Genomic DNA, 18,817 nt, shown 5'->3' on the forward strand with positions numbered 1-18,817 from the left:
GGATTGCTTCGCTGCGCTCGCAATGACGGGATGTCAGGGTTTCGGGTATGGCACCGCCGAAGCCCGCCGGATCAGGTCCGATAGGAAGAACGAAGGCTCCGACGCTGCCGAGGCCGGGCGGATCAGCTTGGCCGCCGCCGTGCTGGCCATCGTGCGGATCGGCCAGCGCACTGTCGTCAGCGGCGGCCAGATGTGCGCGGCGGTGGCGGTATCGTCGAAGCCGATGATCGACAGGTCTTCGGGCACGTTCAGCCCCCGCTCGCGCGCCGCGTGGAGGATGCCCGCCGCCATCTCATCGTTGCTGGAGAACACGGCGGTGGGCGGTTCGGCGGCCGACAGCAGCTTCTCGCCCGCCGCCTTGCCCGATTCGAAGCGATAAGTACCGCGCGCCGCGACCGCCGGGTCGAGCGTCAGGCCCGCCGCCGCGAGTCCGTCGAGGAAGCCCTGTTCGCGCTCGTTGGCGGAACGGAAGCCCTCCGGCCCGGCGACGAAGCCGATTCGCGTGTGGCCCAGTTCCACGAGCCACGCGACTGCCTCGCTCACCGCCTGCCGGTCGTTCGAGGCGACGAGGTGCTCGTCGTCGTCGAGCCGCGCCGAGCCCATCCGCACCAGCGTACAGCCGAGATCGCGGCACAATTCGGCGAGATCGTCGCGCTCCGACAGCGGCGGCAGAAGCATCACGCCGTAGAGCCGCTGCTGCTCGATGAAGCGGCGGATGTCCTCCGCCAGCGTCGGCGAATGGCGGTTCACGGGATGGACGACGAGGGCGAACTCGGTGTCGCGGATGGTGTCGAGGATACCCTCCTGCACCCCCAGCACCATCTGCGCGTTGGGGTTGTCGTGAATCAGGCCGATCAGGAAATTGCGCCGCAGCGCCAGTGCCCGCGCCTGCGGATTGGGGACATAGCCAAGGTCGGCGATGACCGATTCGACCTTCTCGCGCGTCGCCTGATTGAGCAGCGGCGACTTGTTGATGACGCGGCTCACCGTCTTCTTGGACACGCCGGAAATGCGCGCAACGTCGTTGATCGTGGGTTTCTGGCCTTCTGCCATGCGGCGTCCTTATGGTCTTGCGTCGGCGCGTTGGTCGATGGGCCGAATTTTTCCGGCTTGCCTTCAAGCGGGACGAAAGGCAAGATGACACCGGTTACCATTCCATCGCCTGTGCATTTGCATAGGATGGAAAGATGCCGGAACGCTCGCAGGGCGTACCGGCGGGTGACCAATCCGACAGAGCGGACACTCTGTACAGACGGGTCAGGATGGGCGTTTGGATGACACCGGTGTCGCCGGTAATCCAGCGCCGAACTGACCGAAGCACGGTATTCTTGGGTGTGGGGATTGTTTTGACAGACACGGCAAAGGCAGTCGCCGAAGCATTCGTGACGGCGCGGCGCGAGAAGCGCGCATTGGATTCCTATCCCGGACAAGCCCCCACCGACCTCGGCGGCGGCTATGCGATCCAGGATTTCGCCCTCGCCTTCGACGGGCGCGAGGTCGCCGGTTGGAAGGTCGGCAAGATCAACCCGCCGCTTGACGGACAACTGGGCGCGAACCGTCTGGCCGGGCCGATCTTCACCGACAGCGTGGTGACGGTGGCAGCGGGCGAATCGCCCGAGATGCCCGTCTTCGCCGAAGGTTTCGCAGCGGGCGAGGCGGAGTTCCTGCTTCACGTCGCGGCAGGCTGGGACGGCACGGTGCCGCAGGACGACGCGGCCACCCGCGCGGTCCTCGACGCGGTGCACATCGGCATCGAGGTCGCCAGTTCGCCTTACCCGCGCATCAACGCGGACGGGCCGCCGGTGACCGTCTCCGACTACGGCAACAACTACGGCATGGTCATCGGGCCGGTGCTCGAAGGCTGGGAGACGATCGACTTCAACGCGATCACCGTCCGCCTCGACATCGACGGCGAGACGGCGGGCGAGGCCACCACGGCGACGATGCTCGACGGCCCGCTGGGCGCGGTGCGCTTCCTGCTCGGCAACCTTGTCGCGCGCGGGATCGACTGCAGCGGCGGCACCTGGGTCTCGACCGGCGCTGTCACCGGGGTTCACGAGGTCGTGCCCGGCCAGCAGGTACTGGCGACTTTCGCGGGGCACGGTACGGTAGCCTGCGGCATCGTCGCGGCAAAACCCGCCTGACAGAACCAATTAGAGCGGCACACGAACAAGACGGTCGCAAGGGAGTAGGGAAATGGATGCAGGAACCGGCGGTACGGTAGGCCAGACGGCAAAAGTCGGGCGCTATCGCTGGGTCGTGGTGGCGCTGCTGTTCGCGGCAACCGCCATCAACTACGTCGACCGTCAGATGATCGGCGTGCTCAAGCCGACGCTGTCGGCGGAGTTCCACTGGTCCGAGTCCGACTTCGCGGGGATCGTGTTCTGGTTCCAGCTGGCCTACGCGGTCGGCTACCTGTCGTTCGGCAAGATCGTCGACACGCTCGGCGCGCGCCTCGGCTACACCGTCGCCATCGTCATCTGGACGGTGAGCCACATGGCACACGGTTTCGCCACCGGCCTGACCTCGTTCGCGATGGCGCGCTTCGGCCTCGGCGTCGGCGAATCGGGCAACTTCCCCGCCGGCATCCGCGCCGTGACCGACTGGTTCCCCCAGAAGGAGCGCGCCTTGGCGATCGGCGTGTTCAACGCGGGCGCCAACGTCGGCGCGATCGTCACCCCGCTGCTGGTGCCGCTGCTGGTGCTGTGGTTCGACTGGCGCATGGCGTTCTTCGTCACCGGCCTGTTCGGCATCATCTGGCTCGCCGTGTGGTGGGCCGTCTACCGCCACCCGGACGAGCATCCGCGCGTCACCGCGGCCGAACTCGCCTACATCAAGCAGGACCCCGCCGACCCCGTCGAGAAGATCGGCTGGAGCCGCCTGCTGGTCGTCAAGGAGACCTGGGCCTATGCTCTGGGCAAGTTCCTGATCGACCCGATCTGGTGGTTCTTCCTGTTCTGGCTGCCCGGCTATCTGTTCGAGCGCTACGACCTCGACCTCAAGACCTTCGGCCTGCCGCTCGCCGCGATCTACCTGATCTCGGACGTGGGCAGCATCGCGGGGGGCTGGATGTCCTCGAAGCTCATCAAGGCGGGGCGCACCCCGAACTTCGCGCGCAAGGCGACGATGCTGCTCTCGGCGCTGTGCGTGCTGCCGATCTGGTTCGTCCAGAGCGTCGACAACGTGTGGGTCGCGGTGCTGGTGATCGGCCTTGCCACGGCGGCGCATCAGGCGTTCTCGGCCAACCTCTACACCCTGCCCTCCGACGTGTTCCCGCGCGGCGCGGTGGGCTCGGTGGTCGGCATCGGCGGCACCGTGGGCGCCTTCGGCGGCATGGGCATGGCGCTGTTCGCGGGCTACATCCTCGACGCCACGCACAGCTACGAGGTGCTCTTCGCCATCTGCGCGAGCGCCTACCTGATCGCGTTGCTGGCAGTCCACGTCCTCAGCCCGCGTCTGGCGCAGGCGCGGGTCTGACCATGGCAATCGACCGCAGGGCTCTGTTCGCCGGAGCCCTCGCGGCTTCGGTGATCCGCACGATACCGGCGGCGGGGGCAACGCTCCCGCCGCGTCCGTTTCATGAAACCGGCGAGGTCATCGACCTCTGGCCCGGGCCGCCGCCGGGAGCACCCTCCCCGCTGCCGGTGGAGATCGCGACCGAGCGCTCCGCCAACCCCGCCCAGCCCGACCGCGTGATCGCGGGGATCGCCCGGCCGCGCATCACTGCTTTCCGCCCGAAGTATCCCAACGGCGCGGCGCTGCTGGTGATCCCCGGCGGCGGCTACCGCGAGGAATCGCTCGACAAGGGCGGCATTCAGGTCGCGCAGTGGCTGACCGAGCACGGCTACACCGCATTCGTTCTCACCTACCGCCTGCCCGGCGAGGGCTGGAAGGATCGCTCCAACACGCCGCTTGCCGATGCCCAGCGCGCCATGCGGCTGATCCGCGCGAAGGCGGCCGCCTACGGCATCGCGCCGGAGCGGGTGGCGGTGATGGGATCGTCAGCGGGCGGCCACTTGTGCGCCGACCTTGCCAGCCGCTTCGCGTTTCCCGCCTACGCGCCGGTGGACGCGGCGGACAGGCTCTCCGCCCGGCCGTTCTGCGCCGCGCCGCTCTACCCGGTGGTGAGCATGGACCGCGCCATCGCCCATGCCGGATCGCGCGAGAAGCTGCTCGGCCCGAACCCGACGCCCGCGCTCGAGGCGGCGCATTCGGTGGATCGCAACGTGACGCCCGAAAGCCCGCCGCACTTCATCGTCCATGCCGAGGACGACGCCACCGTGCCGGTCGAGAACTCGCTGCGTCTGCGCGCGGCGCTGAGAAAAGCGGGGGTGAGCGTGGACCTCCACCTCTTCGCCGAGGGCGGGCACGGGTTCAACTTGTGGAACATCGCGGGCAAGCCTGTGGCCGCGTGGCCGGGCCTCTGGCTCGACTGGGCGAGCCGCGTGGGGCTCGGCTGACGTCGTCCCGGGCTCGACCCGGGACGACGGACACAAAAAACAGGGATGAACCGGCTCCCGGAGGGGTGGGAGCAAGTTCATCCCTGCGTCACGGCGCGGGCGTTTGGAGCCACCCGCGCCTTGGGTGAGTACCGTCAGGCCGTCTCGCGCAGCGAAGCCTGGGCCTTCTCGACGAGCGCGGCGAGCATCGCCTGCTCTTCTGCGGAGAGGTCGGTCAGCGGCGAGCGGACCGGACCCGCCGGGCGGCCGATCACGTTCATGCCCGCCTTGACGATCGACACCGCATAGCCGGTGCCGCGATTGCGGATGGCGATATAGGGCAGCACGAAGTCGATCAGGCCCGCCAGGATCGCCGCCTTGTCGCGCGCGCGGACCGACTTGTAGAAAGCCAGCGCCCACTCCGGCATGAAGTTGAAGATCGCCGAGGAGTACGTCGTCACGCCCATTTCCAGATAGGCGGGGGCGAAGGTCTCGGCCGTGGGCAGGCCGCCGATGTAGGTCAGGCGGTCACCCAGCTTGGCGTAGATGCGCATCATCAGCTCGACATCGCCGACGCCGTCCTTGTAGCCGATGAGGTTGGGGTTGCGCTCGGCAAGACCGGCCAGCGTGTCCTCGGTGACGATCGCGTTGTCGCGGTTGTAGACGATGACGCCCAGCGAGGTCGCCTTGCAGACCGCCTCGATGTGGGCGGCAAGGCCCTCCTGAGTCGAATTGACGAGGTAGGGCGGCAGCAGCAACAGCCCGTTGGCGCCCGCCTTCTCGACGTTCTGCGCCATCTCCACCGCGATCGCGGTGCCGTAGCCGCAGCCCGAAAGCACCGGCACCTTGCCCGCCGCTTCCTCGACCGCCGCCTTGACAATTCCCGGCACTTCGGCCGGGGTGAGCGAGAAGAACTCGCCGGTGCCGCCCGCCGCGAACAGGCCGGCCACGTCGTAGTCCGACAGCCAGCCGAGATGGTCGCGATAGGCCGCCTCGTCGAACTTCAGGTCGGCGTCGAAATGCGTGACCGGAAACGAGAGGAGACCCCCGCCGATACGGGCGGCCAAATCCTGAGGCGACATCGCTTAATGCTCCAATTGATCCTGTAGAGCCTTTGCTACCTGCGCGGGGCGGCCGCGCCCATCGCTGGGACTGGATCGATTTATGTCGCAGCGGCATCGATCAGCGCCCATCGATGCATCGCGCGCTTTTCCTCCGGCCTCATGCGCGGTAGGCATCGACGATGTTCGAACTCACGCACTTGCGCTGCTTCGTCGTCCTCGCCGAGGAACTGCACTTCGGCCGCGCCGCCGAGCGGCTGCACATGACCCAGTCGCCGCTCAGCCGCCAGATCCAGGTGCTCGAACGCATCCTCGGCGTCGAGCTGTTCAACCGCACCAGCCGCCGGGTGACGCTGACGCTGGCGGGCGAGACCTTCCTTCACGAAGCGCGCCGCATCGTGCGCCTGTCCGAAAGCGCGGCGCTGGCGGCGCGGCGGGTGTGGAAGGGGGAGACCGGGCGCATCTCGATCGGCTTTACGGCGGTCTCGGGCTATGTCCTGCTGCCGCGCATCGTCAAGCGCGCGGCGGTGGAACTGCCGGGGCTGGAACTGCAGCTGCACGAACTGGTCTCGGGCGATCAGTTCGAGGCGCTGCATACCGGCATGATCGACCTCGCGCTGGTGCGCCCGCCGGTGGACAAGGTACAGTTCGATTCGGCGCCGCTGCTGCTGGAAAGCCTGCTGGTGGCGCTGCACGAGGACGATCCGCGCGCGGGGCAGGAGCGTTTCGCGCCGGGGGATTTCGACGGGCAGGATCTCGTCATGTACGCCCAGCGCGGGGCCGGGTACTTCAACCTGCTGCTGTCCAGCCTGTTCGAGCGGGCCGGGGCAGCGCCCAGCTACGTGCAGTACGTGACGCAGATCCACTCATTGCTGGGGCTGGTCGGCGCGGGGCTCGCGCCTGGGATCGTGCCCGAGGCGGCGGCGGGGCTCCATCCGCGCGGGGTGGTGTTCCGGCCCTTCGAGAGCGAGCCCGCCGCGCCGGTGGAACTGCATCTGGCGTGGCGGCGGGAGAGCGAGAACCCGGCGCTGCCGGCGTTCAGGGAACTGTGTCTGAAGGCGATGGCGGAATGACGCGATAGTAATGACGTCGTCCCGGACCTGATCCGGGACCGGTGGCTGTCTTTAGGCGAGAGCGTGCTGCGCGCGCAGCAAGGTGGGCCGTTCATGGCCAGCGGTCCCGGATCAAGTCCGGGACGACGATTACATCTGCGGCCACGCCAGTGTCGGCGGCTGGCTGAACCGGTTCATCTCCAGCACAACCCTTGCGCCCGCGCCCGGCTCCAGCCTGAGCGCCACGTCGCGATCGCCCACCGGCATGCGCCTGTCGCCGATCCGCACCGCCTCGATGCGATGCTCGCCGTAGCCGCCGCCGCGGATCACCAGCCGCCGCGCCAGCGCGGGGTTGAGGTTCACCAGCGAGAGCGTCGTCGTCCCGGCATCCATCTTCTCCACCAGCGCCGCCACGTCCTCGGGCAGGCCCGGACGCTTGCGGTCGGCGTCGAAGTGCCGCAACCGCGCGAAGAGCAGCGTGCCGCCCTGATTGGGCGAGGTCTTCGACCACGGCGGCCGCGCGACGTGGATCGCGCCCATGGTCTGGTGCAGCAGCGCCGTCACCGAGACCGGGTTGCGCTCGATCGGGTTGTCGGCGAGGCGCGTCGCAGCAGTCGTCTTGTCCTCGTGGACGCGGACCATCTGCGTGCGCACGCGCTCCATGTCGTCGAGCAGCGCCTGTTCGGCCCAGCCGTCCTGCTTGCCCTCGAGGAACTGCGTCCACGGCGTCGGCTCCATCGCCGCGCGGTCGGCCTCGCGTTGGGAGAGATACCAGATCTCGCCGGTGTTGAAGCGGTAGGGTCCGGGCTTGAAGCTGTACCAGCCCTGCGCGCCGTGCATCGTCGGCGCGGAGAGCACGCCGTCGATCTTGCGCGACTGTGCGTTGATCGCCGCGTTCTGGTCGCGCCAGACCTGCAGGTAGCGGTCGTCGCCGGTCGCCATGTAGGCGTTCATGAAGCCCATGATCGCGCGCGGGATGCGGTTGCGGTCCTCGCGCTTGCCGGTGACGGGGTTGATCGGGCTGAACCCCCAGCCGTAGGTGCCGCCCCACCAGTGACCGCCCGCGCCGCCGCCGACCTTGCCGTCCGGCCCGATATTGCTGGGCAGGATGCCGCCGTTGGCCTTGGCCCGCGCCGCCCATGCCTCGACATACTCCAGCATCCAGTCGCGGAAGCGCGCTTCGCCGGTCAGCATCCAGGCGTTGAAGCCCAGCGCGGTCGAGTGCAGGTTCAGCGGGTTGTCGCCGACCGTCTCGGTATATTCGCGGTAGTGCTCCAGCGTGTCCTTGTAGCTCGATTCGCCGTGGACCATCTCGAACGGCGCGGTGTCGAAGGGGTCGCCTGCCCAGTCGAGCATCGTCGCCGGGCGCATCAGCGGGCCGATGCTGCCGTTGAACATCGAACGGATGAGCCTCAGCTTCGGATCGTAGTTGCGCGCGATGGGATCGCGGCCGGTGTAGAAATCGGCGAAGCGGCGGGCACGCTCGATCAGCTTGCGGTCGTCCGGGTTGCACAGGCCGAGCTGGTTGAAGGTCGTCAGGCCCTCGCTGATGTGCTGCCAGTCCATCTGCGGCGGGAATTCGCGCACGTACATGCCGTTCCGGCCCATCAGCACGTCTTTGGTGCGGGCGCGGGAGTATTGCGCGAAGTGGGCTTCCTGCACCTTCTGCGCGAGGTCGAGCAGGCCCGCCTCGCCGCCAATGAGGTAGAGGTAGGGCCAGTCGTTGATCGCCTCGATGGCGTCGTCGGGGCCGTCGTTGGCGCCCCAGCGCAGGAACGCCTCGATCTCATGCTTCGCGTTGAAGTAGCGGTCGTGGAAGGCGCGGGCGGCGTCACCCTGCATGGCGATGAGGTGGCGCTGCAGCACCGCCCAGCGCGGCGCGGCCATCGGCGTGTCGATGGCGATCTCGGCCGATCCGGCGCGGGCTATGGCCGGAACCAGCATCAGCGCGCCGGTGGCCAGCAGTACGGTACGACGGTCGAGATTCATGCGGCAAGCTCCAGTCGCTCGAGCTTCTGCACGACGACGAAATAGGCAACGATGGTCAAGAGGCAATGCGCGCCGACGAAGACGAGCGCGGTGTCGAACGACCCCGCCTGCGCGACGAGGATGCCCACGACGATGGGCGTGACGATTCCGGCGGCATTGCCGAAGGTGTTGAACACGCCGCCCGCCAGCCCCGCCAGCTTGCGCGGCGCCACGTCGGACATCACCGCCCAGCCGAGCGAAGCGACGCCCTTGCCGAAGAACGCGACCGACATCAGCAGCACCACGCCGACCTGGCTTTCCACTTTGGCGGCGACCATGATGAGGCTGGCGAGCAGCATCCCCGCCAGCAGCGGCGCCTTGCGCGCCATCGTGATCGAGCCGGTGCGCGCCAGCAGCACGTCCGACATCACGCCGCCCGCGACGCCGCCGACGAACCCGCACAGCGCGGGCAGCGCGGCGACGAAGCCGGCCTCCATGATGTTGAAGCCGCGATCCTTGACCAGATAGATCGGGAACCAGGTCACGAAGAAATAGGTCAGCACGTTGATGCAGTACTGGCCGAGGTAGACGCCGATCATCATGCCGCTGGTCAGCAGCTGACGCACGTTGCTCCAGGTGAAGGTCGGCTCGGCGGCCTTGTCCTTGCGGCCTTCCGGTTCGACGAGGCCGCCGCCTTCGCGGATCAGTTCGACTTCGGCGGCGTTGGCCCACTTGTGGCGAGTCGGCTCGCGGATGAAGGCGGCGAAGGCGCACATCGCCATCAGGCCCAGCGCGCCCATCACGAAGAACACCGCGCGCCAGCCGAATTCATGGACCACCCAGCCCATCAGCGGCGCGAAGGCGACCAGCGAGAAATACTGCGCCGAATTGAAGATCGCCGAGGCCGTCCCGCGCTCGCGCGCCGGGAACCATGCGGCGACGATGCGCGCATTGCCGGGGAACGAGGGCGCCTCGCACAGACCCACGAGGAAGCGCAGCAGGAACAGCTGCGTCACCACCGTCGCGCCGAGGATGAAGCCCGCGAAGCCCTGCAGCACCGTGAAGAACGACCACGTCCCGATCGCGGCGATATAGATCGGCCGCGTCCCGAACCGGTCAAGCAGCGCGCCGCCGGGGATTTGCGCCAGCGAATAGGCCCAGGCGAAGGCGGAGAGGATGAACCCGGTCTGCACCGCATCCAGCCCCAGCTCCGCCGAGGCCGAAGCCCCCGCGATCGAGAAGGTCGAGCGGTCCGCGTAGTTCAGCGAGGTGATGACGAAGATCAGCGCGATGATGAGAAAACGCACCTTCGTCGGGCGCGTACCCGCCGGGGTGGCCGCTTCTATCGAACCTGACAAATCCATCTCTCCATCGCCCCACATCCGCCGCACTGGTTTGCGGCTTTTTCCGTGCCTTCAGACTTACGCGCGCGGCGTCCACTCCATCCATGCCGCTGTGCAGCTTGATCGATGTGCGCTGTGCATCGTCGCCGTCGCTTCTTCATTGCGAGCGTAGCGAAGCAATCCAGAGCGGGGTGGAATTGCCCTGGATTGCTTCGCTACGCTCGCAATGACGGGACGGAAGTTCGGCATTCGACAATCCCGCTTTCTTCCCCGAACCGATGCACCGACTGCATCGATCAAGCCCCTTTTCGCGCACGAAGCAATGAAGCGCCGGGCGTATCAATCTGCGTGTTGTTCGTAGTCTCTGACACCGGTATCAAGCTCGACCATAAAAGGGAGGCTGGGCCGGTCAAGGCGAGGACGGGAAAGTCCCGCGTCGCCGGTCTACAAATGGGGAGGAAATCAGGGTGCGCAGTTCCGCAATTCTTCGTCGTCGCCTGGTGCGCGGTGCGTCCGCGACCGTTCTGGCCGTCGCCTGCATCTCGCCGGCCTATGCGCAGGACGCGCAGACCTCCGAGATCGACGGCGCGACGCCCGCCGACATCATCGTCACCGGCTTCCGCAACTCGGTGCAGACCGCGCAGGCCGAAAAGCGCCAGTCCACCGCCGCAGTGGACGTGATCAAGGCCGAGGACGTCGCCAAGTTCCCCGACAACAACCTGGCGGAATCGCTCCAGCGCATTCCCGGCGTCGCGATCAGCCGCGAAGGCGGTGAGGGTCGCGCGATCTCGGTGCGCGGCCTTGGCCCCGAATATACCCGCGTGCGCATCAACGGCATGGAAGCCGTGGCGACCACCGGCGGTTCGGATGCAGGCGGCGGCGTCAACCGCGGCCGCGGCTTCGACTTCAACATCTTCGCCTCGGAACTGTTCAACTCGCTGACCGTGCGCAAGACCGCCTCGGCCTCGGTCGAGGAAGGCTCGCTCGGCGCCACGGTAGACCTGCAGGCCGCCCGCCCGCTGGACTTCAAGGACAATTTCGTCGTCGCCGGGTCCGCCCGCGCGGGCTACAACGATCTGTCGAAGGCATGGGACCCGCGCCTTGCGGGCCTCGTCAGCTGGCAGAACGATTCGGGCACGTTCGGCGTCCTCGCCTCGGCCGCGTACTCCACCCGCACCATCGAGGAGGAAGGCCACTCGACCGTGCGCTGGAGCCCGGCGGGCGTGAACGGCGGCTTCAACGCGGCCTCCACCCTGCCCGGCTACACCGCCGCCCAGATCAACCAGGCCCCCGCCGCCGACGGTTCGAACTGGGGCGACCTGATCTATCACCCGCGCATTCCCCGCTACGACACCTGGAAGAACGACATCAAGCGCCTGGGTCTCACCGGCGCCGTCCAGTGGAAGCCCTCGGATCGCACCGAAATCGTCGTCGAGGGGCTCTATGCGAAGTCCAAGACGCAGCGCTGGGAAAACTACATCGAGGCGCTCTCGTTCAGCCGCTCGGGCTCCTCGGGCAAGTCGCAGACGATCATCCGCGACGGCGTGGTCGATGCCAACAACTCGCTGGTCTACGGCGTATTCGACGACGTCGACATGCGCATCGAATCGCGCCACGACCGCTTCAGCACCACCTTCTATCAGTACAACACCGTGGTGAAGCAGGAACTGAGCGATACCTTCCGCCTCAACGGCTACGCAGGCTACTCCAAGTCGAAGTTCGACAGCCCCGAGCAGACCGCCGTGGTCCTCGACCGCGCCAACTCGGACGGGTTCTCGTGGGACTACCGCGACAACAGCCGCGCGCCGACCATCAACTGGGGCTTCGATCCCAGCGACCCGGCCAGTTGGTCGTTCACCAACGGCACCTCGGACGTGCGCATCCGCAGGAACGAGGTCACCAACGACTATCTCTCGACCAAGCTGGGCGCGGAGTGGGACGTGGCCGACGGCTTCAAGCTGTCGTTCGGCGGCGAATACCGCCGCTTCCGCTACGAAACTTTCGAGAGCCGCCGCTTCGTCGCCGAAACCTCCTCGGGCACGCTGACCCCGGCGCAGATCGCGGCGCTGACCAAGCCGCTGAACGGCAAGACCGGCGACCCGAACTATTCGGGCTACGTGATCCCCGACCTGCAGGGCTTCGTCGATACGCTCAATATCTATTGCAACTGCGTGACCAACATCAACGGCCGCGACGTGGACTTCCGCGTCAACGGACGTGACGTGGCGGGCACCAACCCCAACGCGACGGCGGCCAGCAACACCGGCTCGATCAAGGAAGTCGACAAGGCGGCGTGGTTCCAGATCGATTTCGAGCGCGAGATCGGCGGCATCATGTTCCGCGGCGATGCGGGCGTGCGCTATGTCCGCACCGGCCAGACCTCGTTCGGCTACGGCCTCGCCAGCGGCGTCGCCACCCCGATCACCGTCAAGCGCAGCTACGAGAACTGGCTGCCTTCGATGAACCTCGTCGCCGAGATCACCCCCGACTTCCTGCTGCGTTTCGGCGCCGCGCAGGTCATCACCCGTCCGGGCCTCGGCTCGCTGTCGCCGGGCGGCAGCCTGACGCTGCAGCAGGCGAACCAGGTGTTCAACCAGGGCAACCCGTACCTGAACCCCACCGAAGCCTTCAACCTCGACTTCTCGGCCGAGTGGTACTTCGCACCGGGCTCGCTGCTGGGCGTCAGCCTGTTCCAGAAGGACATCGGCTCGCTCTCGGGCACGCAGATCTCGACGCTGGTGCCGTTCGACCAGCTGGGCTTCCCGCTCAACCTCGCGACCGATCAGGGCCTGCCCGCCAACGTGCCCGTCACCGTGCGCCGCACGATCAACGGCGACGGCGGCAAGCTGCGCGGCTTCGAGCTGAACTACCAGCACCAGCTGGACTTCCTGCCGGGCTTCCTCAGCAACCTCGGCGTCCTGGCGAACTACACGTACGTCAAGGCGGACCTAAAGTACCCCGGCCCCGGCGGCATCGGCACCGTGGTCGGCCCGCTGACCAACCTGTCGAAGCACACCGCCAACGGCACCCTGTTCTACGAGGACAAGCTGCTCTCCCTGCGCGGTTCGGTGTCCTACCGTTCTGGCTACGTCGAAGCCTTCGGCGGCGGCGCGCGTGAACAGAGCACGCAGGAAGGCGTCAACAGCGCGATCAACGTCGATGCCTCGATCGGCGTCAACCTGACCGACAAGATCACCCTCACCATCGAGGGCAACAACCTGACGAACGAGGTGAAGGACATGTACATCGGCGATGCCGACCGCGTCGTCCTCAACCACAGCTTCGGCCGCCAGTTCTACTTCGGCGTCCGCTTCAAGTACTGACGACCTGTCCCGGTCCCCGCTTAACGCGAGGGCCGGGACTTTTTCGTTCGAGTGCCGGGCAATGACCAAAAACCCTTCGTCATTGCGAGCGTAGCGAAGCAATCCAGAGCGGCGCAAGAACGCCCTGGATTGCTTCGCTACGCTCGCAATGACGAACCGTTGGGGGAACGAACCGATGGAGAGAGATGACGTGACCAAGGGCTTCGAACTGAGCCGCCGCGCGGTGGTTGCCGGCAGCCTCGCGCTGCTGGGCACGCGCCCCTCGCTCGGCCTTGCCGCCGAGCCGCTGAAGCGCCCGCCCTTCCCGGTCGAGGACGACAACGGCCGTCCAATCGCCCCACCGCCTGCGGGCTACTACGACGTCGCCACGCGCAGCGGTCCCGGCCTGCCGGTCACTCCCGAAACCGAGCGCGGCGGCTGGGTCACCAGCGAGGCGGCGGTGGACCGCAAGGGCGTGCGTTTCAAAGGCCCCGGCACGCCGCCGAAGAACGCGCTGCCGTGGAACGATTCCGACTCCGGCCGCGTCGTCACGCAGGGCCTGATCCCGCCGGTGAAGCCGCTGATCCACGTCCACTTGCGCGACACCATCGTGTGCCTCGGCGGTGACGGTTTCTACTATATGACCGGCTCCACCGGCGACGACATCTGGAAGGCCAACGACGGCGTCGAACTCTGGCGCTCGGCCGACCTCGAGCAGTGGGACTACCTCGGCCTCGTCTGGAGCATCGAGAAGGACGGCGGCTGGGAGAAGCAGTGGACCGTGCGCAAGGGCGACTACTTCCGCGCGATCTGGGCGCCGGAGATCCACTACATCAACGGCAACTACTACATCTGCCATTCGATCAGCCGTTCCGGCATCGCGATCCTGCGCAGCACCACCGGCAAGGCGACCGGCCCCTACGTCCACGCCTTCTCGCCCGACAAGCCGCTGCGCAACGGCATCGACGCCACCCTGTTCGGCGACGACGACGGCGCGGTCTACCTGACCTACGGCGGCGCCTTCGAGATGGTGCGCCTGAAGCCCGACCTCTCTGGCTACGACGGAGAGTGGACCCCGATCACGCTGGAAACACCCGCCCCAGACCCGCTGCACCACAACAAAAAGTGCGTCCACCGCGGCTTCAAGGACATCGGCTTCGAGGGCGCGACGATGTTCAAGCATGACGGCAAATACTACCTCGGCGCCGTCGATCGCTTCCACCCCAACCGCTATTCCTTCGCGCTGGCGACCTCGGACACGCCGTTCGGCCCGTACCGCGATCGCTACGAGAGCGTGCCGTGCGGCGGCGGCGGCAACATCTTCAAGGACAAGGAAGGCCGCTGGTGGTGCACCATCTTCGGCAACGACGACGAAGCGCCCTTCCGCGAGAAACCGGGGATCGTACCGGCGCGGATGGACGAGAAGGGCCATCTGGTGCCGGACTTCACGCCGCGCGCCTGAGGCTCGGCTCCGGCCCCTTCGCTAACCCACCACACTTCGTCATTGCGAGCGCAGCGAAGCAATCCAGGGCAGTCTTGGGCCGCCCTGGATTGCTTCGCTGCGCTCGCAATGACGAACGGGTGCAGCTGGATTTTACTGCACCGAGGGATGCGGGTCCATTTCCAGCCGCCCCCCCGGCAACGCCGTGTCGGGCGTGATCCCTCCCTGCTCCAGAACGTGCCGCAGGTAACGCGCGTATTCCGACTTGCCGAGCCGCGAAATGGCGCGTTCCAGCCCCGCCTCGCTGATGAAGCCCCGGCGATAGGCGACTTCCTCGGGGCTGGCGATCTTGGTGCTCTGCCGCTTCTCGAGGATGCGCACGAACTCGGCTGCGTCCATCAGGCTGTCGGGCGTCCCGGTATCGAGCCAGGCATAGCCGCGCCCCATCATCTCCACCGACAGTTGCCCGCGCTCCAGATAGGCGCGGTTGACGTCGGTGATCTCCAGTTCGCCGCGCGGCGAAGGAGCGAGGTTGGCGGCGATCTCCACCACTTGCGCGTCGTAGAAGTAGAGCCCGGTCACCGCCCAGTTGGAACGCGGCAGGCTCGGCTTCTCCTCGATCGAGATGGCGCGCGCCCGACTGTCGAACTCGACCACGCCGTAACGCTCGGGGTCCTGCACGTGATAGGCGAAGACGCTCGCCCCGCGCTTGCGCTCCCCCGCGCGGGCGAGCAGGTCGGGCAGGCCGTGGCCGTGGAAGATGTTGTCGCCCAGGATCAGCGCCGATGGCTGAGAGCCCACGAAATCCGCACCGATCACGTAAGCCTGCGCCAGCCCGTCCGGGCGCGGCTGGGCCGCGTACTCCAGTTCAAGCCCCCATTGCGATCCGTCACCCAGCAGCTCGCGGAAGGAAGGAAGGTCGCGCGGGGTGGAGATGATCAGGATCTGCCGGATGCCCGCAAGCATCAGGGTACTGAGCGGATAATAGATCATCGGCTTGTCGTAGACCGGCATCAGCTGCTTGGAAGTCGACAGCGTCATCGGATAAAGCCGGGTACCGCTGCCTCCAGCAAGAATGATGCCCTTCATGCGCGGACTCCCGAAGACTGGTTCACGGATTGGTGCCGGGCGATGGCCCGGTCGTGCGCATTCTCCCCGCAGCTGCGGACAGGCGAACCGATCAGGCGCATTCGGCAAGCTCCTCGAAGATGAAATGGGCAGGCCGCTCGCAGACCAGCGGCTGCGCGCGGTCCTTGGGCGAGAGGCTCGCGGGATTGACAAGCTCGGGCCAGGCGATTGCCAGCACCGGATCGTTCCAGCGCATGCCAAGGTCGCACTCGGCGCAGTGATAGTCCGTGACCTTGCAGGCGACCACGGTGTCGGGAAGCAATGTGCAGAAGCCATGCGCGAAGCCGGGCGGTATCCAGAGCTGCGTGCCGTTGTCAGGCGTCAGCGTCTCCGCGATCCAGTGCCCATAGGTGGGCGAGCCTGCGCGGATGTCGACCGCCACGTCGAGAATCGCCCCGGCGGTGCAGCGCACCAGCTTGCCCTGCGCATGCGGCGGGCGCTGATAGTGCAGGCCCCGCACGGTGCCGACGGCCAGGCTGCGGGATTCGTTGTCCTGCACGAAGATCGCCTCCCCGCAGTACCTTGCGAACAGGTCATGTCGGAAAGTCTCGGCGCACCAGCCGCGCATGTCTGCAATCCGACTGGGCACGAAGGCGCAGGGGCCGGCTATTTCATACGACTTGACGATCATTATCGAGGCTCCCGCTCCTCCTGCCGGGCGAGAAATGTCTTCATTCGCGTATTCGCATGAACGCACGACCGGCAGGCCCCGCTAGAGACAGGAAGCCAGTTTTGCCGGGAACCTGCTATTCGGCGATGACCGGCCCGAGTATCCTATTCCGACTTGGGCCCTATGAATTTTACGTATCCCAAAAGAGTCGAACGCACATCTGGCGACCTTTCGACGATACGATGAAATGAAGACCGGGATGATAACTTCTCAGAAACACCGCCGATCATTAATAATGACCATGTGACTTGAGCCTATGTTGCAACATATCAGCAACAATCCTTACTCTTCTGAGCACTGATTTTTACGGCATTGTCAAACTATTAATCATCATCCATGGTGCCCGCCACGCATGGGGGCGAAAATGCGAAGAGGGGCATACGAACCGACATGCCGGCATCCATTTCCATTGCGATCACGAACTCGATCATCCGCGAAGGCCTTCGACGCATCTTCACCGATGCGTCTTTCGAGGTGGCGGAATCGGTATCCGCGCTCGAAGAACTGACCCTTGGGGGCCATGCTGAAGACATTCAGCAGATCATCGTCGTCGAGCGCGAATTGCTGCAGGACAACTGTACCCACACCATCGAGACCATGCAGCGCGATGATCCGGACATGCGGATCATCGTCCTCACCGGTGCTTTCGACTTCGACGAGATGGTCGCGCTCTATGCGGCGGGAGCCTATGCCTATTTTCCCGACAACGTGCCTTATCTTTCGCTGGTCGCGATCCTGCAGATGGTCTCGAACGGGCAGAAAGTGGCGCCTCCGGAAGTGATCGACTTCCTCGTCAGCCTGCCTGCAGCCACCCGCCATGCCGCCCCCGCCCCGGCGATCGAGGCGTTCGGATTCCGCGACAGGGAAGTCCGGGTGCTGGAACATCTGGCGCTCGGCCAGCCGAACAAGGCGATCTCACGCGAGATGGGGATCAACGAGACCGCAGTAAAAGCCGCAGTTAAGGCCATCCTGCGCAAACTTGGCGTCGAAAACCGCACCCAGGCCGCGGTGATGGCTCGCGAATTAATTAACCGTCCATCCAGCCTCGTCGGACAGGAGGCCGTGGAGGGAAACGTCGAGGTTCCCCAGACGAGCCATCCGCCGCTAGCGAGTCGGTTCGATCTTGGTTCGATCTCTTCCGATTCAAGCATTAGGCATTTTTCCGGTCCCCGCCTGCCTGAAACGACTCTTGCACCCAAGAGCAGGAACACGTTGTTGCAATAGGTGATTTAGAGTCATCTAACTGCATTTGTTAGGCGATCGCGTTCCAGATGACGTACCTATCCTGAATTTTCAGAGTCCCATTGTAGTACTGATTAGTGCCTCAAGAGGATGATGAAGTAGGTATATTCCCCCAAAATATTGCGTGACTCTCCGGAAGAGCGATGCGACATTGGGTTTATGGGGTTAACTGACTCCATTTGAATCAACGGGGGTTTAAATGTACAGAATTGAAGGCACCGAAAACGTCCAGCTCACTTCGCGCGAACTCGACGTATTGCAGTTTGTCGCAATGGGTCGTTCCGCAAAGGAAACCGCGATCGAACTCAACATCGCACCCTGCACGGTCGAGCGCCACGTGGAAAACGTGCGTCTCAAGACCCGCACGCGCAACCGCGCGCACATGATCGCCTACGTCATCCGCGAAGGCCTTCTTCAGTCGCAGGCTAACTAAGAGCAGAGAAAAGCAAGAATGTCGGTTAGTACCAGGGAACTAACACTGGCCTCGTACGGCCCAAGACATCAGCACACCGCCCTTCGGGTCGACAACATCGCTTTCCACCACTTCTCCATCGACAAGCACGTTCCTCGGGCCGCAGCCCACTCCGCACTCGAACGATGACGGGGCAATCGAAAGACCCCGCCCGAGTGCCTTCGAACACGCTTCCTTCCTGACCCAGACCGTCAGGAATTCATGGTCGGAAAACGCACCCGGCCTTTCATTCAGCTGCATTAATTCGCGATCGGTATAGTACATCGCAGCCAGTCCGGCCGCGTCATCGACAGGGCGCACCCGCTCAAGGTCGATGCCGATCTCCACGCCCCGCGCCAGGGCGACCATCGCGAAATCGCCGCTGTAGCTCACATTGCACTGCACATCCGGCTCATCGAGCAGATGCGGCTTGCCGAATTCATTGGCTCCGTAGCGCTGCCGCGCCGCCGCGATTCCGAACTCCGCCTCGACCAGCAGCCGCAGCGCGCCATGCGCCGCCCGGTAACGCCGGGCGAGAGCGTCGATCCTGAACCGCCCCGCCCGCTCTGCCTCCGCATCGCTCAGGAGCGCCGACACTGCGGCCTGGTCGCCCGTGTCAGGGCGCACCAGCCAGAGCACGAACGGCGCCGCGATCCGCTCGCCGATAATCCCGTGGCGGGCCAGCGTGGCGATGAAGTCCTCTCCCATGGCCTTCATCGC

At 65.8% G+C, this 18,817-nt stretch carries 15 protein-coding genes; 8 read left to right on the forward strand and 7 right to left on the reverse strand.

All coding sequences use genetic code 11. The annotated features are described in order from the left end of the window. Positions 1–33 precede the first annotated feature (33 nt). Positions 34–1,053, reverse strand: coding sequence for a LacI family DNA-binding transcriptional regulator (locus tag PKE80_RS03825; protein WP_271181354.1), 1,020 nt, complete (start codon positions 1,051–1,053; stop codon positions 34–36). Positions 1,054–1,346: 293 nt separating this feature from the next. Between PKE80_RS03825 and PKE80_RS03830 the strand changes: the two genes are divergently transcribed. The 3 genes from PKE80_RS03830 to PKE80_RS03840 are packed head-to-tail and all read left to right on the forward strand — an operon-like array spanning position 1,347 to position 4,460. Next, positions 1,347–2,144 carry a 2-keto-4-pentenoate hydratase gene (locus tag PKE80_RS03830; RefSeq protein ID WP_271181355.1) on the forward strand — a complete coding sequence of 266 codons (798 nt, stop codon included), beginning with the start codon at positions 1,347–1,349 and terminating at the stop codon, positions 2,142–2,144. A 52-nt stretch (positions 2,145–2,196) separates the two neighbouring features. Beyond that, positions 2,197–3,477, forward strand: a complete 1,281-nt coding sequence (locus PKE80_RS03835; RefSeq protein WP_271181356.1) for an MFS transporter — start codon at positions 2,197–2,199, stop codon at positions 3,475–3,477. 2 nt (positions 3,478–3,479) lie between these two features. Next, on the forward strand, positions 3,480–4,460 hold the full coding sequence (locus PKE80_RS03840; RefSeq protein WP_271181357.1) for an alpha/beta hydrolase: 981 nt from the start codon (positions 3,480–3,482) through the stop codon (positions 4,458–4,460). Positions 4,461–4,594: 134 nt separating this feature from the next. On the opposite strand, the gene kdgD is transcribed toward PKE80_RS03840, so the two are convergent. After that, positions 4,595–5,521, reverse strand: coding sequence for a 5-dehydro-4-deoxyglucarate dehydratase (gene kdgD / locus PKE80_RS03845; RefSeq protein WP_271181358.1), 927 nt, complete (start codon positions 5,519–5,521; stop codon positions 4,595–4,597). A gap of 161 nt (positions 5,522–5,682) precedes the next feature. Here kdgD and PKE80_RS03850 point away from each other — a divergent pair, with 161 nt between their 5' ends. Continuing rightward, positions 5,683–6,573 carry a LysR family transcriptional regulator gene (locus PKE80_RS03850; protein WP_008830134.1) on the forward strand — a complete coding sequence of 297 codons (891 nt, stop codon included), beginning with the start codon at positions 5,683–5,685 and terminating at the stop codon, positions 6,571–6,573. Between the two features lie 129 nt (positions 6,574–6,702). Here the strand turns inward: PKE80_RS03850 and PKE80_RS03855 are convergent, their stop codons facing one another. Next, positions 6,703–8,541 carry a DUF8034 domain-containing protein gene (locus PKE80_RS03855; protein WP_271181359.1) on the reverse strand — a complete coding sequence of 613 codons (1,839 nt, stop codon included), beginning with the start codon at positions 8,539–8,541 and terminating at the stop codon, positions 6,703–6,705. Then, on the reverse strand, positions 8,538–9,884 hold the full coding sequence (locus tag PKE80_RS03860) for an MFS transporter (protein WP_271181360.1): 1,347 nt from the start codon (positions 9,882–9,884) through the stop codon (positions 8,538–8,540). Before PKE80_RS03860 ends, PKE80_RS03855 begins: the two co-directional genes overlap by 4 nt. A gap of 446 nt (positions 9,885–10,330) precedes the next feature. Here PKE80_RS03860 and PKE80_RS03865 point away from each other — a divergent pair, with 446 nt between their 5' ends. After that, the gene (locus PKE80_RS03865) at positions 10,331–13,186 is read left to right on the forward strand and encodes a TonB-dependent receptor (RefSeq protein ID WP_271181361.1); all 2,856 of its coding nucleotides are present in this window, start codon (positions 10,331–10,333) and stop codon (positions 13,184–13,186) included. 175 nt (positions 13,187–13,361) lie between these two features. Next, the gene (locus PKE80_RS03870) at positions 13,362–14,627 is read left to right on the forward strand and encodes a family 43 glycosylhydrolase (RefSeq protein WP_271181362.1); all 1,266 of its coding nucleotides are present in this window, start codon (positions 13,362–13,364) and stop codon (positions 14,625–14,627) included. 132 nt (positions 14,628–14,759) lie between these two features. Here the strand turns inward: PKE80_RS03870 and rfbA are convergent, their stop codons facing one another. Next, positions 14,760–15,695 (reverse strand): glucose-1-phosphate thymidylyltransferase RfbA, encoded by a 936-nt coding sequence (gene rfbA / locus PKE80_RS03875; protein ID WP_271181363.1) that lies wholly within the window; start codon positions 15,693–15,695, stop codon positions 14,760–14,762. A gap of 91 nt (positions 15,696–15,786) precedes the next feature. After that, positions 15,787–16,365: a dTDP-4-dehydrorhamnose 3,5-epimerase gene (gene rfbC, locus PKE80_RS03880; protein ID WP_271181364.1), complete on the reverse strand. Its 579-nt coding sequence runs from the start codon at positions 16,363–16,365 to the stop codon at positions 15,787–15,789. 429 nt (positions 16,366–16,794) lie between these two features. On the opposite strand from rfbC, the gene PKE80_RS03885 reads away from it, so the two are divergent. Further along, the gene (locus tag PKE80_RS03885; protein ID WP_271181365.1) at positions 16,795–17,628 is read left to right on the forward strand and encodes a response regulator transcription factor; all 834 of its coding nucleotides are present in this window, start codon (positions 16,795–16,797) and stop codon (positions 17,626–17,628) included. 217 nt (positions 17,629–17,845) lie between these two features. Further along, a complete protein-coding gene (locus tag PKE80_RS03890; RefSeq protein ID WP_008830144.1) occupies positions 17,846–18,079 on the forward strand; it encodes a response regulator transcription factor in 234 nt (77 codons plus the stop codon). A gap of 39 nt (positions 18,080–18,118) precedes the next feature. Here the strand turns inward: PKE80_RS03890 and PKE80_RS03895 are convergent, their stop codons facing one another. Continuing rightward, the gene (locus PKE80_RS03895) at positions 18,119–18,814 is read right to left on the reverse strand and encodes a 4'-phosphopantetheinyl transferase family protein (protein WP_271181366.1); all 696 of its coding nucleotides are present in this window, start codon (positions 18,812–18,814) and stop codon (positions 18,119–18,121) included. Positions 18,815–18,817: the final 3 nt, after the last annotated feature.

The sequence above is a fragment of the Novosphingobium resinovorum genome (assembly GCF_027922145.1).
Taxonomy (GTDB): Bacteria; Pseudomonadota; Alphaproteobacteria; order Sphingomonadales; family Sphingomonadaceae; genus Novosphingobium; species Novosphingobium resinovorum.

Bases quoted from the DNA above. Each gene is read 5' to 3' on its own strand.
- PKE80_RS03840 (WP_271181357.1), top strand. From the start codon at position 3,480: ATGGCAATCGACCGCAGGGCTCTGTTCGCCGGAGCCCTCGCGGCTTCG.
- PKE80_RS03850 (WP_008830134.1), top strand. From the start codon at position 5,683: ATGTTCGAACTCACGCACTTGCGCTGCTTCGTCGTCCTCGCCGAGGAA.
- PKE80_RS03855 (WP_271181359.1), bottom strand. From the start codon at position 8,541: ATGAATCTCGACCGTCGTACCGTACTGCTGGCCACCGGCGCGCTGATG.
- PKE80_RS03890 (WP_008830144.1), top strand. From the start codon at position 17,846: ATGTACAGAATTGAAGGCACCGAAAACGTCCAGCTCACTTCGCGCGAA.
- rfbC (WP_271181364.1), bottom strand. From the start codon at position 16,365: ATGATCGTCAAGTCGTATGAAATAGCCGGCCCCTGCGCCTTCGTGCCC.
- PKE80_RS03885 (WP_271181365.1), top strand. From the start codon at position 16,795: ATGCCGGCATCCATTTCCATTGCGATCACGAACTCGATCATCCGCGAA.
- PKE80_RS03860 (WP_271181360.1), bottom strand. From the start codon at position 9,884: ATGGATTTGTCAGGTTCGATAGAAGCGGCCACCCCGGCGGGTACGCGC.
- PKE80_RS03870 (WP_271181362.1), top strand. From the start codon at position 13,362: ATGGAGAGAGATGACGTGACCAAGGGCTTCGAACTGAGCCGCCGCGCG.
- PKE80_RS03825 (WP_271181354.1), bottom strand. From the start codon at position 1,053: ATGGCAGAAGGCCAGAAACCCACGATCAACGACGTTGCGCGCATTTCC.
- rfbA (WP_271181363.1), bottom strand. From the start codon at position 15,695: ATGAAGGGCATCATTCTTGCTGGAGGCAGCGGTACCCGGCTTTATCCG.
- PKE80_RS03895 (WP_271181366.1), bottom strand. From the start codon at position 18,814: ATGAAGGCCATGGGAGAGGACTTCATCGCCACGCTGGCCCGCCACGGG.
- kdgD (WP_271181358.1), bottom strand. From the start codon at position 5,521: ATGTCGCCTCAGGATTTGGCCGCCCGTATCGGCGGGGGTCTCCTCTCG.
- PKE80_RS03835 (WP_271181356.1), top strand. From the start codon at position 2,197: ATGGATGCAGGAACCGGCGGTACGGTAGGCCAGACGGCAAAAGTCGGG.